This window comes from Dokdonella sp. GW821-FHT11D02, assembly GCF_058808595.1.
The window spans coordinates 1,483,395-1,500,353 of sequence record NZ_CM179520.1; the positions used below are offsets into that span (position 1 = coordinate 1,483,395).

Sequence of the window (16,959 nt, forward strand, 5' to 3'; positions counted from 1 at the left end):
TCAGCGCTTGGTCAACGACCCGAGCACGCCGCGCAGGAGCGCGCGGCCAAGCTGGCCGCCGGCATTGCGCACCACCGATTTCGCCATCGCCTCGACCATGCCCTGCCGGCGCTTGGTGCCGAACAGCATGTCCTTGGCGCTGCCCATCCAGCCGCCGTCGGCCTCGGCGGCCGCGCCTTTCGCCGGTGCGGTGCCGGCGTCGTCGGCCGGAGCCGATTGCGCACGCGCGTTGAGTTTTTCGAATGCCGATTCGCGATCGACCGCGGTGTCGTATTTCCCGCCGATCGGCGAGCGCGAGCGCACCGTGGCGCGCTCGGCGTCGGTCACCGTGCCGATGCGGCAGCCGGGCGAGGCGATCAGCACGCGTTCGACCGGCAGCGGCACACCGCCTTCTTGCAGCGTCGAGACCAAGGCTTCGCCGACGCCGAGCTGGCTGATGACCTCGGCGACCTTGAGCTTCGGATTGGGCGCGAAGGTTTCCGCCGCCGCCTTGACCGCTTTCTGGTCGCGCGGCGTGAACGCGCGCAGGGCGTGCTGAATGCGGTTGCCCATCTGGCCGAGGATCACGTCGGGCAGGTCGTCGGGATTCTGCGAGCAGAAATAGACGCCGACGCCTTTCGAGCGGATCAGGCGCACCACCTGCTCGACGCGCTGGCGCAGCGCGGCCGGCGCGTCGTCGAACAACAGATGCGCCTCGTCGAAGAAGAACACCAGCTTGGGCTGGTCGAGATCGCCGACCTCGGGCAGGGTCTCGAACAGCTCCGACAGCATCCACAACAGGAAGGTCGTGTAGAGCTTGGGTTTGAGGATCAGCTGATCGGCGGCGAGGATGTTGACCACGCCGTGACCGGACATGTCCTGGCGCATGAAGTCGGGCAATTGCAGCGCCGGCTCGCCGAAGAACGCATCGCCGCCGGCTTGTTCGAGCGAGAGCAGGGCGCGTTGGATCGCTGCGATCGAAGCCGACGAGATCAGGCCGTACTGCTTGGAGATTTCCTTCGCGTTCTCGCTCGCGTAAGTGAGCAGCGCGCGCAGGTCTTTCAGGTCGAGCAGCAGCAGGCCTTGGTCGTCGGCGGCCTTGAACACGATCTCGAGCACGCCTTCTTGGGTGTCGTTGAGTTCGAGCAGCCGCCCGAGCAGGGTCGGTCCCATCTCCGATATCGTCGTGCGCACCGGATGACCCGACTTGCCGTAGATGTCCCAGAACACGACCGGATTGGCACCGGCTTTCCAGTCCAGTCCGAGCTTGTCGATGCGCGCCTTCAGCTTGTCGCTCATCACACCGGCTTGCGACAGTCCGGCCAGATCGCCTTTGACGTCGGCCAGGAACACCGGCACGCCGAGTTTGGAGAAGCCTTCCGCGAGCAACATCAGCGACACGGATTTGCCGGTGCCGGTGGCACCGGCGACCATGCCGTGGCGGTTGGCGTACTTGGGCAGCAGGAAGACTTCGCTCTCGCCCTTGCCGATCAGGATGTCGCTCATCGATGTGCTCCCAGAAATGGTGCGCCGATTTTATGGCGCGGATCTTATTCTGCCGTTCTTATTGATGCAGACCTTGTTGATGCAGATCCATTGCATCGCTCGGTTGCGATTCTAGACTGGACGTTCACCCCCACTGCGTCCAGTTTCTATTGTGCGCGATTAGGTGCGGACATACCCTGATCTCGCCGTGCACACGGCTACTTGGGTAGGGGGTGTTTCATGTCTTTCATGCACGCGCGCCGCAGCGCGCTGGCCGCGGCGTTTGCGCTTTTTGCCGCTGCTGCGCAGGCGGCCAATACAGTTCCGTCCAATCTCGGCTACGGTCTCGAAAAACTGGTCGAGTATCAATTGGCGCAACACGGCCAGATCGCCGCTACTTCCAACGCGCTGGCCGAGCAGGCCGCTAGTTACGCCGCGCAGGCGATCACCGATGCCGCGAGCGGACGCATCCTGGTCGACATCACGCTCAACGGCTACGTCGACGTCGATGCGCTCGTGCATGCACTCGGCGCGCGCGCAAGCTCGTTCACGATGACCGCGGTCGATCGCAAGTATCGCGGTGTCGGTGTGATCGAAGGCTACGTGGCGATCGAGGACGTTCCTCTATTGGCCAAGACCGCCGGCGTACGCGCGGTATTCCTCGGCTTGATGCCGCAGCTCGAATCGGTCGTGCCGCAAGAAGAAGCGGGCGCTCCGGCGAATGCGGCGGGCGGGCAAAGCGTCGCCGGCGCCACCTTGAACAAGATCGGCACGGCGTTCGATCAGGGCGTCACCCAGCATCGCATCGATCGCATCAATCAGCTCTACGATCCGAGCGCGCCGGTCAACATCGACGGCAGCGGCATGACGATCGCGGCGATTTCCGACAGCTATGCGCGCGTGACGACGTCGCCGACCGCGGCCGAAGACGTCACCAACGGCGACCTGCCCGGCGTCGGCAATGCGATCAATTCGCAGCCGGTCGAGGTGCTGGTCGAGCGCCCCTCCGGCGGCACCGACGAAGGCCGCGCGATGGTGCAGATCCTGCACAAGATGGCGCCGCGTGCGCGCCTCGGTTTCGCCAGCGGTTCGCTCGGCGAAGTCGATTTCGCCGAAAGCATTCGCAAGCTGGCCAATCTGCCCGGTCACACGGGGATTGCCGGATTCAACGCCGACGTCATCGTCGACGACGTCAGCTACGGCGGCGAGCCGTACTTCGGCGAGACGATCATCGGCGGCGCGATCGATGAAGTCGCCGCGGCCGGCGTCGCGTATTTCTCTTCGGCCGGCAACAACATCGGCATCAACGCCTACGAGTCGGAGCTGCGCTGGGTCGCCAACGGCAGCGGCAACACCGGCGCGACCAACGCGGCGCTGGCCGGCACCAATATCGACCTGACCGGCGTGCCGCCGCAGTTCTACGCCGGCGGTTTCCACAACTTCAATCCGGCCGCCGGCCAGCTCGACGTCGCGCAGCTGGTCAACTATCCGGCCAACGTACAGTCGTCGCAGGGCTTCGAGATCCAGTGGGACGACCCCTACGACCAGCGCGAGGCGGAGGTGGTCGAGCCGCCGATCTACACCGCTAGCGGCACGATCAGCAGCACCGTCACGTCGGTGACGTTCGACCAAACCAGCACGCCGCCGCTGCCGATACTCGTGCAAGGCACCTTCTACGTGATCAAGGAAACGGCGACCGGCGGCGGCCTCGACGGCATCGTTTCGGTGATGGACGCGGACGGCAACGTGCTCGCCAACCAGGATTCGGGCACCGACGAAGTGGTGCTGTTCCGCGCACCGGCGACGGGCGCGTATTCGATCAAGGTCGCGCCTTACGACACCACCATCGGCAGCTTTTCGCTGACGATCAATACCGGGCAAGGCGTCGCCGGCGTCACCACCGACGTCAATCTGTTGGCGTTCCGCGCCGACACCGGCGCCTACATTCCGGCCGCTTCGCTGACCACCAACAACATCGCCAACAACCGGCCGGTCGAGCTCGGTGTGATCAAGTCGCCGAGCGGGCAGACGCAGATGCAATTCCTGATCGCGCGTTCCAACACGCCCATCGATGCGCAGTTGCCCACGCGCGTGCGTTGGATCGCGCGCGGCAACGGCGGTTCCGGCTTCGGCCCGGCCGAGTACTTCAGCTACAACACGACCACGACCAAGGGGCACGCCACCGCCAAGGGCAACAACGGCACCGCCGCCTACAGCGTGTTCCGTCCGAATGCGCCCGATTACTACACCTCGCCCGGACCGGCCACGATTCTGTTCGATCGCCAATCCAACCGTCTGCCGCAGCCGGAAATCCGCCAGGTGCCGCGCGTCGCCGCGGCCAGCCAGGCGAACACCTCGTTCTTCAGCGGCGAAACCGGCGCCGATCCGGACACCAATCCGAACTTCGGCGGCACCAGCGCGGCCGCGCCGCATGCGGCGGCGATCGCGGCGCTGGTGTTGCAGTCGCGCGGCGGGCCGCGCTCGGTCGCTCCCGAAGAATTGCGCACGATCCTGCAGCAGAGCGCGTTCCCGCACGATCTCGATCCAATGCTCGCCAGCGGTACCGCAACCGCCAGCGACGGCGGCTCGGTGACGTTGACGATCCGCTCCGACGAGGAATCCAACCAGCAGACCGGCGGCAACGATCCCGATTCGTTCGAGTTGAGCTACAGCGGCAGCGGATCGATTGCGAGCATCAGCTTCAATCCGGCCGGCACCGCGGCGACCGGCGGCAACGTGAGCGGCGGCAACAACGGCGTGATCGATGCGGGGGCAGGTCTGGTGACGTATTTCGAGAACGACTTCCCCGGTCTGGTGTTCGAGCCGGCGACGATTTCGTTCAAGCTCGGAGCCCTGGTCGGACTGGTGCCGGGCGACATCCAAATGCCGCAGAGCGTTACGCCGTTCGCCGGCTTCAGCAATCTGGCCGGCGCGCCGTCGAACGGCAGCACGCATTTCTGGACGATGACGATCGGCTTCACGCCGGGACAATTCGGCGACGGCAAGTCGATGCGCTTCACCGTCGGTCGCGGTGCGCAGCACTCGGCGACGACCGGCAACGGCAGCACCATCGGTCCGGGCACGACCACCGCCAACTATCGCGCCGATCTGTTCGGCGGCGGCGTATTGCTGCCGCGCGGAACGGTGGTGCAGGACGGCATGGCGTTCAGCGGCACGACGACGTCCGGCGGGACGTTCTCGGGCGTGATCCGCAACCAGATCGGCCAGGGTTGGACGCGTCTCGACGGTTTCGGTTTCATCGATGCCGAGAAAGCGGTGATGTCGAGCGACGTGATCTTCCGCGACGGCTTCGACGGCGCCGCCAAGCGCTGACGGCGCGGCGAAAACGAGGGAGCGCAGGCAGCGCTCCCTCTTCGCCGAAGTTGCCGCCGCGTAGTTCAGCGGGTAACGTGCCGAGCAGGGTTCGCCGATGGGTTTGCCGATGCTTGGTTTGTTGCGCGTACTCGCGATCGCGAGCTTGTTGTGTTTGACCGCCTGCAGCGGTGCGCCGCAGGCGCGTAAACCCGCCGCGGCCAAGGTCGACGATACGGCGGCCGCTGCGCTGTATGTGCGGCTGGATCGCGACAGTCGTCGCTACGCCGACGGTCTCGCGCTGGCGCGCGGCGGCGACACCGCCAAGGCGCAGGCCGAGATGAAGGCCGCGCTCGACGACCTGCGCGCGGCTGCAACCACTTGCGCGACCTTGCCCGCTTGCGATCAGCAGCGCTTCGTCGCCGGCTTCGACGCCTTGCTGCGCCAGGGCATCGACGGCGGTGCCGAACAAGCCGCCGAAGCCGACGTCGCGGCGCCGACACCGGAAGAAACGGTCGAGCCCGGCGAAGGCTCGCCCGCGGTGGCGCAGCTGCCGCAGCTCGGCCGCTCGGTCACCTTGCTGAAAGGGCGCGAGCTGAGCGAGATCATCGCGATGAATGCGCCGGTCAAGGTCGCGCTGGAGACCTGGCTGACGCAATACCGGCCGAACCTGATGGCCGCCTACGAGAACTACCAGTACATGCGTTCGCAGATGTGGCCCGAATACGAGAAGGCCGGTCTGCCCGAAGCGCTGCTGTTCGGCATGATGGCGAAGGAATCGGGCGGCAAAGTGCATGCGGTGTCGCGCTCGGGTGCGTCCGGCCCGCTGCAGTTCATGTATGCGACCGGTTTGCGCTTCGGCCTCAGCACGGTCGACGGGTTCGACCAGCGCTTCGATCCGAAGCTGTCGGCGCGCGCGAATGCGGCCTACGTCAACGAACAGCTCGCGATCTTCAACAACAACCTCGAACTGGTGATCGGCGCCTACAACGGCGGCGAGGGCGCGATGCAGCGCCGCGCCGGCCGCGGTGCCGGCGCGCTGAGTTTCTGGGATCCGCAGATTTACTACGGCGTCTCCCAGGAAACGCGCGAATACGTGCCGATGGTGCTCGCGGCGGCGTGGCTGTTCATGCATCCGGAGCGCTACAACCTCGATTTCCCGAAGATCGCCGCGCATCCGGGCAGCGTCACGCTCAAGCGTCCGGCGTCGCTGGCGGAGCTGACCGTGTGTCTGGGCCAGGACGGTAATGCGCCGGACGGTTGGTTCCGCACCCTACGCAATCTCAATCCGCAGCTCGACCCGCAACGGCCGGAGCCGGCCGGGGCGAAGCTGGCGGTGCCGCTGCAGCTGGAGAAGGTGTACGAGCGCGATTGCGCGCAAGGCCGCTGGCCGACCCTGGCGGCCGACCTGCACTCGGCCGTGGTACCGGCGCCGCCGCCGGTCGCGCTGGCGCGCGCCGCCGATCCGCCGCGGCCGAAGGCGTCCAAGAACGTGACCGTGCGCAAGGGCGATACGCTGGCGTCGATCGCCGGCCGCACCGGTTGCAGCAGCAAGCAGCTGGCCGCCGCGAACGGCCTACGCGCACCGCACTACCTGATCAAACCGGGACAGGTACTCAAGCTCTGCTCGGCGCGCTAGGCGCCGCGAGCCTCAGAGCGGGGATGAAGCGCGGCTCAGGCCGCTTCCGCCTCGTCGATCATCCAGCGGTTGAGTTCGGCCGCGGGGATGGTTTCCTTCAGCGAGCGCAGTGAGCGCATCAGCTGGCGGTGCAGTTCCTGCTGCTCGCCGAACGGCGAGTCCTTGGTTTCGTGGTAGGCGACCGCCAGCCACAGCGCGATGCCGCGCAGACGCACCTGCAGGTTGTCCGAGCGCAGGCGTTCGAGGCCGATGTCGGTGCCGCTGCCCCAGGCGCGGTACTTGTCCTCGGGCGGTGTCGCGTACAGGTGCGGGAACTCGCTCTTGGACGCATTGGCGAACTCGCGCAGGACGATCGCGGCGAGCTGACGGCGTACGTTGGGCGGAAACTGTTCCAGTGCCTTGTTGATTTCACGGTACTGCCGGCGCAGCTGGATGGCCCGGGTCAGTGCGATCAAACGGGTGAAAATGGTCATCGACCCTCCTGCGGCCCATCCCTGGATCGAGCTCCGGAAGCAGTCCGGTTTACGCGATTCTAACGACGTGGCAGGAGGCGCACCATCCGGCGCGTCACAATTTGCCGGATGGAGTCACATTTTGACGATTGCTTTACGGTCGCAGCTGCCCGACCGCCGCACCCACCCGCACCGGTTGTTCCGGTCGTAGGTCCGCGGCGAACGCGCCGAGCGTGGCCGGCAGCAGCACGATGGCGGTGGAGCCCATGTTGAAACGCCCCAGTTCCGCGCCGCGCGCGAGGCGGATGCCGCGGCCGCGATAGTCGCGCCGCGTGACGGCTGCTGCATACGGCGGCACTTCGATGCCGCGCCAGACCGTTTCGATGCCCGACACCAGCATTGCCCCGACCAGCACGACCGTGAACGGGCCGTGCTCGTGGCGAAAGTGGCAGACCAGCCGCTCATTGCGCGCGAACAGGCGGTCGACACCCTCCACCGCGACCGCGGCCACGCTGAAGAGGCGGCCGGGGACGTGGACGGTCTCGACCAATTCACCGTCCAGCGGCATGTGCAGCCGGTGGTAGTCGCGCGGCGACAGGTAGACGGTGAGGAAGCTGCCGTTCGCGTACGGCGCGGCCGAGGCGGCATCGCCGAGCAGTTCGGCCGGACTGTAGTCGCGCCCCTTCGCCTGCAGGATGCGGCCGTCGACGATCGCGCCGGACTGGCTGATGCGGCCGTCGGCAGGACACAGGATCGCCGAGGCGTCGTCGGGCAAGGGGCGCGCGCCGGGCTTCAGCGCGCGCGTGAAGAAGGCATTGAAATGCGGGTAGGCAGCCGGATCGGGATTTTCCGCTTCGCTCAAATCCACGCGATAGCTGCGCACGATGCGCGCGATCAGGAAGTTCTTCCACGGCGTGAAGGTCCAGCGCGTCGCGCTGCGCACGATGCGGGACAGGAGTTTGTGCGGCGCCAGGTATTGCAGCAGGAGGGCGAGGCTCATCGAGACATCAACCGCCGGTCGTCTGCGCGAGCTTCTGCAGGTCGGCGGCCATCTTGTCGGCCTCGAACGGCGGCCGGAACAAACCGACCTGGCGCCCGGCCGGGTCGATCAGCACGGCCGAAGCGCTGTGGTCGACCGAGTAGGTGCCGTCCTTCGGTTCGCCGCGCGCGTAGACCATGCCGAGCGCCTTGGTCAGCGGCAGCAGCGCCTCGTCCGGGCCGGTCGCGCCGACGAAATCCTTGCTGAAGTAGCCGACGTAGCGCGCGAGTTGCTCGGGCGTGTCGCGCGCCGGATCGACCGAGATGAAGTCGAAGCGCACGCGCGCGGCGAGGCCGGCGTCGCCGAGGCGCTTGTGCACCTGCTTGAAGGTGGTCAGCGTGGTCGGGCAGACGTCCGGGCAATTGGTGAAGCCGAAGAACACCACCGTCCAATGCCCTTTCCAATCGGCCAGGGTCAGCGGCGTGCCGTCGCTGCGCGTGAGCTGAAATTCCGGCAGCGCGCGCGGCGCCGGATAGAGCACGGCGGTTTCCAGCGGGGGCAGCGCGGAAGAATGGAACTGGCGCACGCCGAACCACAGTCCCAGCGCCGCCGCGAGCGCGGCGATCAGGATCAACCAGGTCGTAGAGACGCGGCCGTGCATGCGAAAAGTATTCATCGACCTAGTATAGGCGTTGCGCCCATCGGAGCCGCAGCGACACAGAGTCGCTGGCGCGTAGCGTGAAAAGTGCGGCCATGGATGGCCGCGTTGGACTCCGAGAACGTAGGAAGTCCACGAGTATCCATTCGCAGACCGAAGCAGCGATCACGGACGATCGCACAAGTACACACACCCAGCCATCCAGAAAGCACAAAGGCCGACGATTTCTCGTCGGCCTTTGTGCTTTCTGGATGGCGCGCCCGGAGAGATTCGAACTCCCGACCACCAAGTTCGTAGCCTGGTGCTCTATCCAGCTGAGCTACGGGCGCATGTTTCGTTGCTGCGCTGCTTGCGCGGCCGGCCAGTATAGCACCGAACGCCGCCTGCGCCTCGACGAAGGCGCGGGATTATTCTGATCGGCGCGCGTCACGTCAACCTTTTTCGTCGATTCGCCGCAAAGACGAACGCCGCTGCGGACCGCGGCGGCGTTCAAAGCCGCGCGGCCAGACGCGTTCCCTGTGCGATCGCGCGCTTCGCGTCGAGCTCGGCGGCGACGTCGGCGCCACCAATCAGATGCGCGCTTGCGCCGCCGGCGGCGAACTCGGCGTGCAGCGCGCGATTGGGTTCTTGTCCGGCGCAGATCACCACGGTGTCGACCGGCAGCACCTGCTTCTCCTCGCCGACGCGGATGTGCAGGCCGTCGTCGTCGACGCGCTCGTAGGCGACGCCGCCGAGCATCGTCACGCGCTTGGCCGCGAGCGTGGCGCGATGCACCCAGCCGGTGGTCTTGTTGAGCCGCTTGCCCGGCTTGCCCGGCGTGCGCTGCAACAGCCAGAGCTGGCGCGCGGGCGCCTCCGGCGCGGCCTTGGCCAGGCCGCCGCGTGCGGCGAGCGTGGTGTCCACGCCCCATTCGCGCGACCAGCGCGCGATGTCGGTGGCCGGCGAGGGCGCGTGCTCGGTCAGGAATTCGGCGACGTCGAAGCCGATGCCGCCGGCGCCGACGATCGCCACGCGCGCACCCACCGCGGCGTTTCCGCGCAGCACGTCGAGATAGCTGACGACGTTGGCGCGATCGCCGCCCGCAATGCCGGCGGCGCGCGGCGTGACGCCGGTCGCGAACACGACCTCGTCGAAGCCGCCTTCGCGCAGCAGCGCCGGCGTCGCCGCGGTCGACAGGCGCAGCGTGACGCCGGTCTGCTCGATGCGCCGGCCGAAGTAGCGCAGCGTTTCGTGGAATTCTTCCTTGCCCGGGATGCGCTTGGCCAGATTGAACTGGCCGCCGATCTCGGGCGCCTGTTCGAACAAGGTGACGGCGTGGCCGCGCTCGGCCAGCGTGGTCGCGCAGGCGAGACCGGCCGGGCCGGCGCCGACCACGGCGATGCGTTTCTTCGTCGTCGCCGGCGTGATCGCGAACTCGAGTTCGTGGCAGGCGCGTGGATTGACCATGCAGCTCGCGCGACGGTTCTCGAACACGTGATCGAGGCAGGCTTGGTTGCAGGCGATGCAGGTATTGATGTCGGCGGCGCGGTCGTCGCGCGCTTTGCGCACCCAATCGGCGTCGGCGAGCAGCGGGCGCGCCATCGAGATCATGTCGGCGTCGCCGTCGGCGAGGATCTTGTCGGCCACCTCGGGCGCGTTGATGCGATTGGTGGTCACCAGTGGTATGCGCACTTCCGCTTTCATGCGCCGCGTGACCCAGGCGAATGCGGCACGCGGCACGCTGGTGACGATGGTCGGAATGCGCGCCTCGTGCCAGCCGATACCGGTGTTGATGATCGAGGCGCCGGCGGCTTCGATCTTCTTGGCCAACTGCACGATCTCCTCCCAGCTCTGGCCGCGCTCGACCAGATCGAGCATCGACAGGCGGTAGATGATGATGAATTCGCGTCCGACCGCCGCGCGCATGCGGCGCACGATCTCGACCGGAAAACGCTGGCGCTTTTCGAGCGTGCCGCCCCAATCGTCCTCGCGCGTGTTGGTACGCTCGGCCAGGAACTGGTTGATCAAATAGCCTTCCGAACCCATCACCTCGACGCCGTCGTAGCCGGCGTCCTGCGCTTTGCGCGCGCAATTGACGAAGTCGTCGATGGTGCGCTCGACCCCGCGCGCGGAAAGCGCGCGCGGCGCGAACGGGGTGATCGGCGATTTCAGTTTCGACGGCGCCACTGCCAGCGGGTGATAGGCGTAGCGGCCGGTGTGCAGGATCTGCATGCATATGCGGCCGCCTTCGGCGTGCACCGCGCGCGTGACCTTGCGATGGCGCGCGACCTGATAGAACCAGGCGAGGGTGCCGGCGAACGGTTTGGTCCAGCCTTCGATGTTCGGCGCGATGCCGCCGGTCACGATCAGCCCGACGCCGCCGCGCGCGCGTTCGGCGAAGTAGGCGGCGAGGGCGTCGTAGTCGCGTGCGCGATCTTCCAAGCCGGTATGCATCGAGCCCATCAACACGCGGTTGGGCAGGGTGAGATGGCCGAGATCGAGCGGCGCGAACAGGTGCGGGTAGCGCATGCGGGCTGCCTGGCGGTTCAAACGATCGTATGAAGATGCCTGGAATGCGCGCCGCGGACAAGCGCCGGCAGGCGCGCGCAGCGACGTTCGCATCTGGAGGCCCGGACAGGCGCTGTCTGTGGGCGGCGTTCTCGCCTCCGCGCTCCAGCGCTATAGTGCTTCGACAAAAATGGAACGACGCAAGGACATGCGCAGACTCTTGGGATTGGTGCTGATCTGTTCGATGCCGGCAACCGCACTGGCGTGCGAACGTCCCGGCGACACCGTGTTCGCGTCGGGGTTCGAATCGCCGCCGCGGCACTCCTACTATGTGGCGAACGGCGGCGACAACGGCCACGACGGCAGCGCCGCGTCGCCTTGGGCGACCATCCAGCACGCGGCCGACCGCGTCGAAGCGGGCGACGAGATTTGCGTATTCGCCGGCGTCTACAACGAACTGGTGACGCTCACGCGTTCGGGTTCGGCGGGCGCGCCGATCGTGCTGCAAGCGGTGCCGGGCGATGTCGCCGTGATCGACGGCGCCGGCTTGCCGGTTCCGAACGGACAGCGCGGCCTGCTCACCCTGATCGACGTCAGCGACGTGACCGTGCGCCGGCTGGAGTTGCGCAACTACACCACGAGCTTGACCTCGGAAGTGCCGATCGGTCTGTACCTGACCGGCGCCGGCAGCCGCGTTCGTCTGCTCGACAACCACATCCACGACATCCGCACCAGCGCCAACGGCTGCGCGGCGAATGCGTTCGGCTTGAAGGTCGACGGCACGCGCGCACCGGCCTCGATCAACCAGCTGCTGATCGCCGGCAACGAGATCGACAACCTCGTGCTCGGCTGCAGCGAATCGTTCTCACTCGACGGCAACGTCGAGCAGTGGACGATCAGCCGCAATCGGGTGCACGACAACAACAACATCGCGATCGGCGCCATCGGTTTCGAGCGCATTTCGCCGGACACCGCCTACGACCAGGCGCGCGACGGCGTCATCAGCGACAACATCGTCTACAACATCAGCTCGTACGGTAATCCTGCGTACGGCAACGAGTATTCGGCGGGCGGCATCTACGTCGACGGCGGCACGCGCATCACGATCGAGCGCAACCTCATCCACCACGTCGATCTCGGTATCGAACTGGCCAGCGAGCACGTCGGTCAGACGACCAGCTACGTGGTCGCGCGCTCGAACCTCATCCATTCGGGCAATTCGAGCGGCATCTCGCTCGGCGGCTTCGCCGCCGACGCGGGCGGCACGAATCACTGCAGTGTGGTCGGCAACACGCTGTTTCGCAACGACCAGCAAGGCACGGGTTCGGGCGAGCTGCAGATCCAGTTCAACGCCAGCGACAACCTCGTCGTCGACAACGTGTTCTACGCCGGCGCGGGCGGCGTGCTCGTCTACGCCGCTACCGGCGACACGCCGGCGCCGGCAGTGCTCGACTACAACCTGTATTGGTCCGATGCCGGCGCGAACGGATCGAGCTGGACCTGGCGCGGCATCGACTACGCTGCGTTCGCCGACTATCGCAGCGGATCGGGACAGGACGCGCACGCCGTATTCGCCGATCCGCGCTTCGTCGACCTCCTCGCGCCTGACTTGCGCGTCGCCACCGGCTCACCCGCGATCGACGCCGGCAGCGACCCCGGCGACGATCTGGCCGGCGCCTACGACTACGCCGGTCATCCGCGCATCGTCGGCAGAGCGATCGACATCGGCGCCTACGAACGCTGAGGTCGAGGGGTGCTGCCGGCGGTAGTGATACCGATGGTTACGAAGAGCGGCGGATAACAGCAAGATCGCTTGGCCAGCGCGCCCAAACGCTGTGTTAGTTTCGAGCTCCGGAGGAGGGCGAGCATGCGTCGATTGGTTCTGCTGTTGCTGCTGTGGCCCGCGCTCGTTTTCGCCGCGCCCGATCGCGCCGGTCTGATTGCGGCCTGGGAGGCGGCGATGCGCAGCGACGGCACGCTCGAAGTGTCGCCCGACGGCGGCTATCGCTACCGCAACGAATCGATCGGTTACGACGGCGCCGTCAAGATCGTCAACGCGATCGTGCGCACTCCGCGCATCGACGGCGCTGGAAAGCCCGAGTCGGAGACGATGGGCACGGTCGATTTCGATCTCGCCGATCTGCCCGGTGCGCACGGAGACAATCCGTCGATGGGATTGTCGATGTGGATGGCGGAACGGCAAAGCTTCATCTACGACGCCGGCGCGCAGACCTGGCAGACCTCGATGGACTGGGCCAGAAGTCGTTACCGCGGTGGCGATCACAGCGACAGGACGGGGAGCTGGCTGATGCAATACGCCGTACCGATCGGGTTGCTGCTGCTCGTCGCGACCGTGTTCTGGTGGCTGCTGCGCGTACAGAAGCAGGCGAAAAAGCAGCTGGCCGGCTCCGCCCAGATCAATCAGCTGGCTCGCGAGAACATCGAACGCGCTACGCAGCTGCAGGACGAGCAGCGCGCGCGGATGGACGAAACGCTGGCACTCGCCCGTCGCAACACGGCGACGCTGGAAGCGATCCTGGAGGAGCTGCGGCGGCGACCGCTCGCCTGACACGCGGCGCCGGCTCGGAGTTTCGCCCCGCGGCTCTGGCACAATAAGCGGTTTCCGGACGGTCTCCGCGGCGCCCGAAGGGGCGGAGGTGGAGACGTCGCCCGTCTGCACGGAATCCCGCCATGAATGCGAATCACCGCAAGCCGCTCCCGGGTACCCAGCTCGACTACTTCGACGCGCGCGCCGCCGTCGATGCGATCCACCCCGGCGCTTGGGACACCTTGCCCTACACCGCGCGCGTGCACGCCGAGAACATCGTGCGCCGCGCCGATCCGGCGCAGATCGCGGCCTATCTCGGCCAGCTGATCGAGCGCAAGCGCGAGCTCGACTTCCCCTGGTTTCCGGCGCGCGTGGTCTGCCACGACATCCTTGGTCAGACCGCATTGGTCGACTTGGCCGGACTGCGCGATGCGATCGCGGACAAGGGCGGTGATCCGGCGCGCATCAATCCGGTGGTACCGACGCAGCTGATCGTCGATCACTCGCTCGCGGTCGAGTGCGGTGGCTACGATCCGGACGCGTTCGCCAAGAATCGCGCGATCGAAGATCGCCGCAACGAAGATCGCTTCCACTTCATCGACTGGACCAAGAAGGCGTTCCGCAACGTCGACGTGATTCCGCCCGGCAACGGCATCATGCATCAGATCAATCTGGAGAAGATGTCGCCGGTGATCTACGTGCAGGACGGCGTCGCGTTCCCCGACACCTGCGTCGGCACCGACAGCCACACGCCGCACGTCGATGCGCTCGGCGTGATCGCGGTCGGCGTCGGCGGCCTGGAAGCTGAGAGCGTGATGCTCGGGCGCGCCTCGTGGATGCGCCTGCCGGACATCATCGGCGTGGAACTCGCCGGCAAGCCGGCGCCCGGCATCACCGCGACCGACATCGTGCTCGCGCTGACCGAGTTCCTGCGCCAGTCGAAGGTGGTCGGCGCCTATCTCGAATTCCGCGGCGAGGGCGCGGCGGCGCTGACCGTCGGCGATCGCGCGACGATCTCGAACATGGCGCCCGAATACGGCGCCACCGCGGCGATGTTCTTCATCGACGACAAGACGCTCGACTATCTCAGGCTCACCGGGCGCAGCGACGAGCAGGTCGCGCTGGTGGAGACTTATGCGAAGACCGCCGGCCTGTGGGCCGATGCACTCGAGACGGCGCGCTACGAGCGTTCGTTGTCGTTCGATCTTTCGAGCGTCGTGCGCAACATGGCCGGCCCGTCCAATCCGCACAAGCGCCTGCCGACCTCGGCCTTGGCCGAGCGCGGCATCGCGGTCGGGCTGGAGCAGGCGCGCGCGCAGGAAGCGCAAGGTTTGTTGCCGGACGGCGCCGTCGTCATCGCTGCGATCACCAGCTGCACCAACACTTCCAATCCGCGCAACGTGATCGCGGCCGCCTTGCTCGCGCGCAACGCGAACGCGAAAGGACTCGTGCGCAAACCCTGGGTCAAGACCTCGCTGGCGCCGGGCTCCAAAGCGGTGCAGTTGTATCTCGAGGAAGCCGGTCTGTTGCAAGACCTCGAACAGCTCGGCTTCGGCATCGTCGCGTTCGCCTGCACCACCTGCAACGGCATGAGCGGCGCGCTCGATCCGAGCATCCAGCAGGAAATCGTCGAGCGCGATCTGTACGCGACTGCGGTGCTGTCGGGCAATCGCAATTTCGACGGCCGCATCCATCCGTACGCGAAGCAGGCATTTCTCGCCTCGCCGCCGCTGGTGATCGCCTATGCGATCGCCGGTACCGTGCGTTTCGACATCGAGAAGGACGTGCTCGGCGTCGATGCGCAGGGCAACGAGGTGCGGCTGAAGGACATCTGGCCGAGCGACGCGGAGATCGATGCGATCGTGCGGCAGGCAGTCAAGCCGGAGCAGTTCCGCCGCGTGTACGAGCCGATGTTCCGCCTCGCGGTCGACAGCGGCGAGCGCGTCGGTCCGTTGTACGACTGGCGTCCGCAAAGTACTTACATTCGCCGCCCGCCGTACTGGGAAGGCGCGCTGGCCGGCGAGCGCAGCTTGCGCGGCATGCGTCCGTTGGCGGTGCTCGGCGACAACATCACCACCGACCATCTGTCGCCGTCGAACGCGATCCTGCTCGACAGCGCTGCCGGCGAATACCTCGCCAAGATGGGCTTGCCCGAAGAGGACTTCAATTCGTATGCGACGCACCGCGGCGATCACCTGACCGCGCAGCGCGCGACCTTCGCCAATCCGAAACTGCTCAACGAAATGGCCGTCGTCGACGGTCAGGTCAAGCAAGGTTCGCTCGCGCGCGTGGAACCGGACGGCAAGGTCCTGCGCATGTGGGAAGCGATCGAGACCTACATGGAGCGCAAGCAGCCCTTGATCATCGTCGCCGGCGCCGACTACGGCCAGGGCAGTTCGCGCGACTGGGCGGCGAAGGGTGTGCGTCTGGCCGGCGTCGAGGCGATCGTCGCCGAAGGCTTCGAGCGCATCCACCGCACCAACTTGATCGGTATGGGCGTGCTGCCGCTCGAGTTCCAACCCGGTACCGACCGCAAGACGCTGGCGATCGACGGCACCGAAACCTTCGACGTGATCGGCACGCGCACACCGCGTGCGACCTTGACCTTGCTGATCCATCGCCGCAACGGTGAACGCATCGAAGTGCCGGTGACCTGTCGCCTCGACACGGGCGAGGAAGTTTCGATCTACGAGGCCGGCGGTGTGTTGCAGCGGTTTGCGCAGGATTTCTTGGAATCGTCGAAGGCGGCTTGAGAGCGGAGCGACCATGGGCGATCGCTTGATCTTTATGGCAAAGCCGGGGCCGGACGTCTTGACGTCCATGCAGGCGGCTGTTGAGACGAGCGGCGTGCGCGCGAGGCTTAGAGGTCAAATGTTTTCCCCGCAGAACTGGCATCAGTCGCTGTCGAGCCGATACTCCTTCAGTTCGGAGCTTCGTACGAAGCTTCTACGTGCAGGGGAACGCGTGCGCGCTCTTGCCTTCGAGCTGACCTTCGATCAAATCGCCAACGGAACTGGTTCCGATGTAATCCACTACGCGTTCCTGCGCGGAAAAAAGCGGGACGAACCTAAGAAACCCGCGGAGATGAAGGTGTTGCAGGATTCGATACGGAAGGAACTCGACGCCGAAGACGTCCCTGACGAAACCGGCAACAGCATGCATGTAACGATCTCCTATCATGCCGCTGAACGTCTGCCCAAACCGATTCCGATCAAGCCGATCGTCTGGACGGTAGACACTTTTCTGTTGGTCGAAGGTGGTGGCAATCCGTATCACTACGAAACGATCGGAGCTTGGCCCCTCTTGCCGAATCCGGATCTGAGAAAAGGGACGATGGAGCTCTTCCCGCACTAGTCCGAAACGTAACGACAACGGCCATCGATTGATAAGCCAGTGCAGTAACTGAACGTAAAACGTCCC

General features: G+C 66.2%; 11 protein-coding genes and 1 tRNA gene. 6 read left to right on the plus strand and 6 right to left on the minus strand.

Annotated elements, in window-relative coordinates; all coding sequences use genetic code 11:
- The gene (locus AC3QL3_RS06310) at positions 1-1,485 is read right to left on the minus strand and encodes a helicase HerA-like domain-containing protein (protein WP_492897527.1); all 1,485 of its coding nucleotides are present in this window, start codon (positions 1,483-1,485) and stop codon (positions 1-3) included.
- 219 nt (positions 1,486-1,704) lie between these two features.
- Here AC3QL3_RS06310 and AC3QL3_RS06315 point away from each other — a divergent pair, with 219 nt between their 5' ends.
- Together AC3QL3_RS06315 and AC3QL3_RS06320 are read left to right on the plus strand one after the other, a co-directional pair.
- Entirely contained in the window at positions 1,705-4,797 is a 3,093-nt protein-coding gene (locus AC3QL3_RS06315) for a S8 family serine peptidase (RefSeq protein WP_492897528.1), read from the plus strand.
- A 97-nt stretch (positions 4,798-4,894) separates the two neighbouring features.
- Positions 4,895-6,415 carry a transglycosylase SLT domain-containing protein gene (locus AC3QL3_RS06320; RefSeq protein ID WP_492897529.1) on the plus strand — a complete coding sequence of 507 codons (1,521 nt, stop codon included), beginning with the start codon at positions 4,895-4,897 and terminating at the stop codon, positions 6,413-6,415.
- 35 nt (positions 6,416-6,450) lie between these two features.
- Here AC3QL3_RS06320 and AC3QL3_RS06325 read toward each other — a convergent pair whose 3' ends face one another.
- The 5 genes from AC3QL3_RS06325 to AC3QL3_RS06345 all read right to left on the minus strand — a co-directional run bounded on the left by AC3QL3_RS06325 (position 6,451) and on the right by AC3QL3_RS06345 (position 11,012).
- Positions 6,451-6,888 (minus strand): hypothetical protein, encoded by a 438-nt coding sequence (locus AC3QL3_RS06325; RefSeq protein ID WP_492897530.1) that lies wholly within the window; start codon positions 6,886-6,888, stop codon positions 6,451-6,453.
- A 133-nt stretch (positions 6,889-7,021) separates the two neighbouring features.
- Positions 7,022-7,867, minus strand: coding sequence for an archaetidylserine decarboxylase (gene asd / locus AC3QL3_RS06330; protein WP_492897531.1), 846 nt, complete (start codon positions 7,865-7,867; stop codon positions 7,022-7,024).
- A gap of 7 nt (positions 7,868-7,874) precedes the next feature.
- On the minus strand, positions 7,875-8,522 hold the full coding sequence (locus AC3QL3_RS06335) for an SCO family protein (protein WP_492897532.1): 648 nt from the start codon (positions 8,520-8,522) through the stop codon (positions 7,875-7,877).
- Between the two features lie 234 nt (positions 8,523-8,756).
- Positions 8,757-8,833 (minus strand) — tRNA-Arg (locus AC3QL3_RS06340).
- A 160-nt stretch (positions 8,834-8,993) separates the two neighbouring features.
- The gene (locus AC3QL3_RS06345) at positions 8,994-11,012 is read right to left on the minus strand and encodes an FAD-dependent oxidoreductase (RefSeq protein ID WP_492897533.1); all 2,019 of its coding nucleotides are present in this window, start codon (positions 11,010-11,012) and stop codon (positions 8,994-8,996) included.
- A 187-nt stretch (positions 11,013-11,199) separates the two neighbouring features.
- Between AC3QL3_RS06345 and AC3QL3_RS06350 the strand changes: the two genes are divergently transcribed.
- The 4 genes from AC3QL3_RS06350 to AC3QL3_RS06365 all read left to right on the plus strand — a co-directional run bounded on the left by AC3QL3_RS06350 (position 11,200) and on the right by AC3QL3_RS06365 (position 16,893).
- Positions 11,200-12,735 (plus strand): right-handed parallel beta-helix repeat-containing protein, encoded by a 1,536-nt coding sequence (locus tag AC3QL3_RS06350; RefSeq protein WP_492897534.1) that lies wholly within the window; start codon positions 11,200-11,202, stop codon positions 12,733-12,735.
- A 123-nt stretch (positions 12,736-12,858) separates the two neighbouring features.
- Positions 12,859-13,560, plus strand: coding sequence for a CCDC50 family protein (locus tag AC3QL3_RS06355; protein WP_492897535.1), 702 nt, complete (start codon positions 12,859-12,861; stop codon positions 13,558-13,560).
- Between the two features lie 122 nt (positions 13,561-13,682).
- A complete protein-coding gene (gene acnD, locus AC3QL3_RS06360; RefSeq protein ID WP_492897536.1) occupies positions 13,683-16,292 on the plus strand; it encodes a Fe/S-dependent 2-methylisocitrate dehydratase AcnD in 2,610 nt (869 codons plus the stop codon).
- 13 nt (positions 16,293-16,305) lie between these two features.
- A complete protein-coding gene (locus AC3QL3_RS06365) occupies positions 16,306-16,893 on the plus strand; it encodes a 2'-5' RNA ligase family protein (protein WP_492897537.1) in 588 nt (195 codons plus the stop codon).
- Positions 16,894-16,959: the final 66 nt, after the last annotated feature.

Bases quoted from the DNA above. Each gene is read 5' to 3' on its own strand.
- AC3QL3_RS06325 (WP_492897530.1), bottom strand. From the start codon at position 6,888: ATGACCATTTTCACCCGTTTGATCGCACTGACCCGGGCCATCCAGCTG.
- asd (WP_492897531.1), bottom strand. From the start codon at position 7,867: ATGAGCCTCGCCCTCCTGCTGCAATACCTGGCGCCGCACAAACTCCTG.
- AC3QL3_RS06310 (WP_492897527.1), bottom strand. From the start codon at position 1,485: ATGAGCGACATCCTGATCGGCAAGGGCGAGAGCGAAGTCTTCCTGCTG.
- AC3QL3_RS06315 (WP_492897528.1), top strand. From the start codon at position 1,705: ATGTCTTTCATGCACGCGCGCCGCAGCGCGCTGGCCGCGGCGTTTGCG.
- AC3QL3_RS06320 (WP_492897529.1), top strand. From the start codon at position 4,895: ATGGGTTTGCCGATGCTTGGTTTGTTGCGCGTACTCGCGATCGCGAGC.
- acnD (WP_492897536.1), top strand. From the start codon at position 13,683: ATGAATGCGAATCACCGCAAGCCGCTCCCGGGTACCCAGCTCGACTAC.
- AC3QL3_RS06335 (WP_492897532.1), bottom strand. From the start codon at position 8,522: ATGAATACTTTTCGCATGCACGGCCGCGTCTCTACGACCTGGTTGATC.
- AC3QL3_RS06355 (WP_492897535.1), top strand. From the start codon at position 12,859: ATGCGTCGATTGGTTCTGCTGTTGCTGCTGTGGCCCGCGCTCGTTTTC.
- AC3QL3_RS06345 (WP_492897533.1), bottom strand. From the start codon at position 11,012: ATGCGCTACCCGCACCTGTTCGCGCCGCTCGATCTCGGCCATCTCACC.
- AC3QL3_RS06365 (WP_492897537.1), top strand. From the start codon at position 16,306: ATGGGCGATCGCTTGATCTTTATGGCAAAGCCGGGGCCGGACGTCTTG.
- AC3QL3_RS06350 (WP_492897534.1), top strand. From the start codon at position 11,200: ATGCGCAGACTCTTGGGATTGGTGCTGATCTGTTCGATGCCGGCAACC.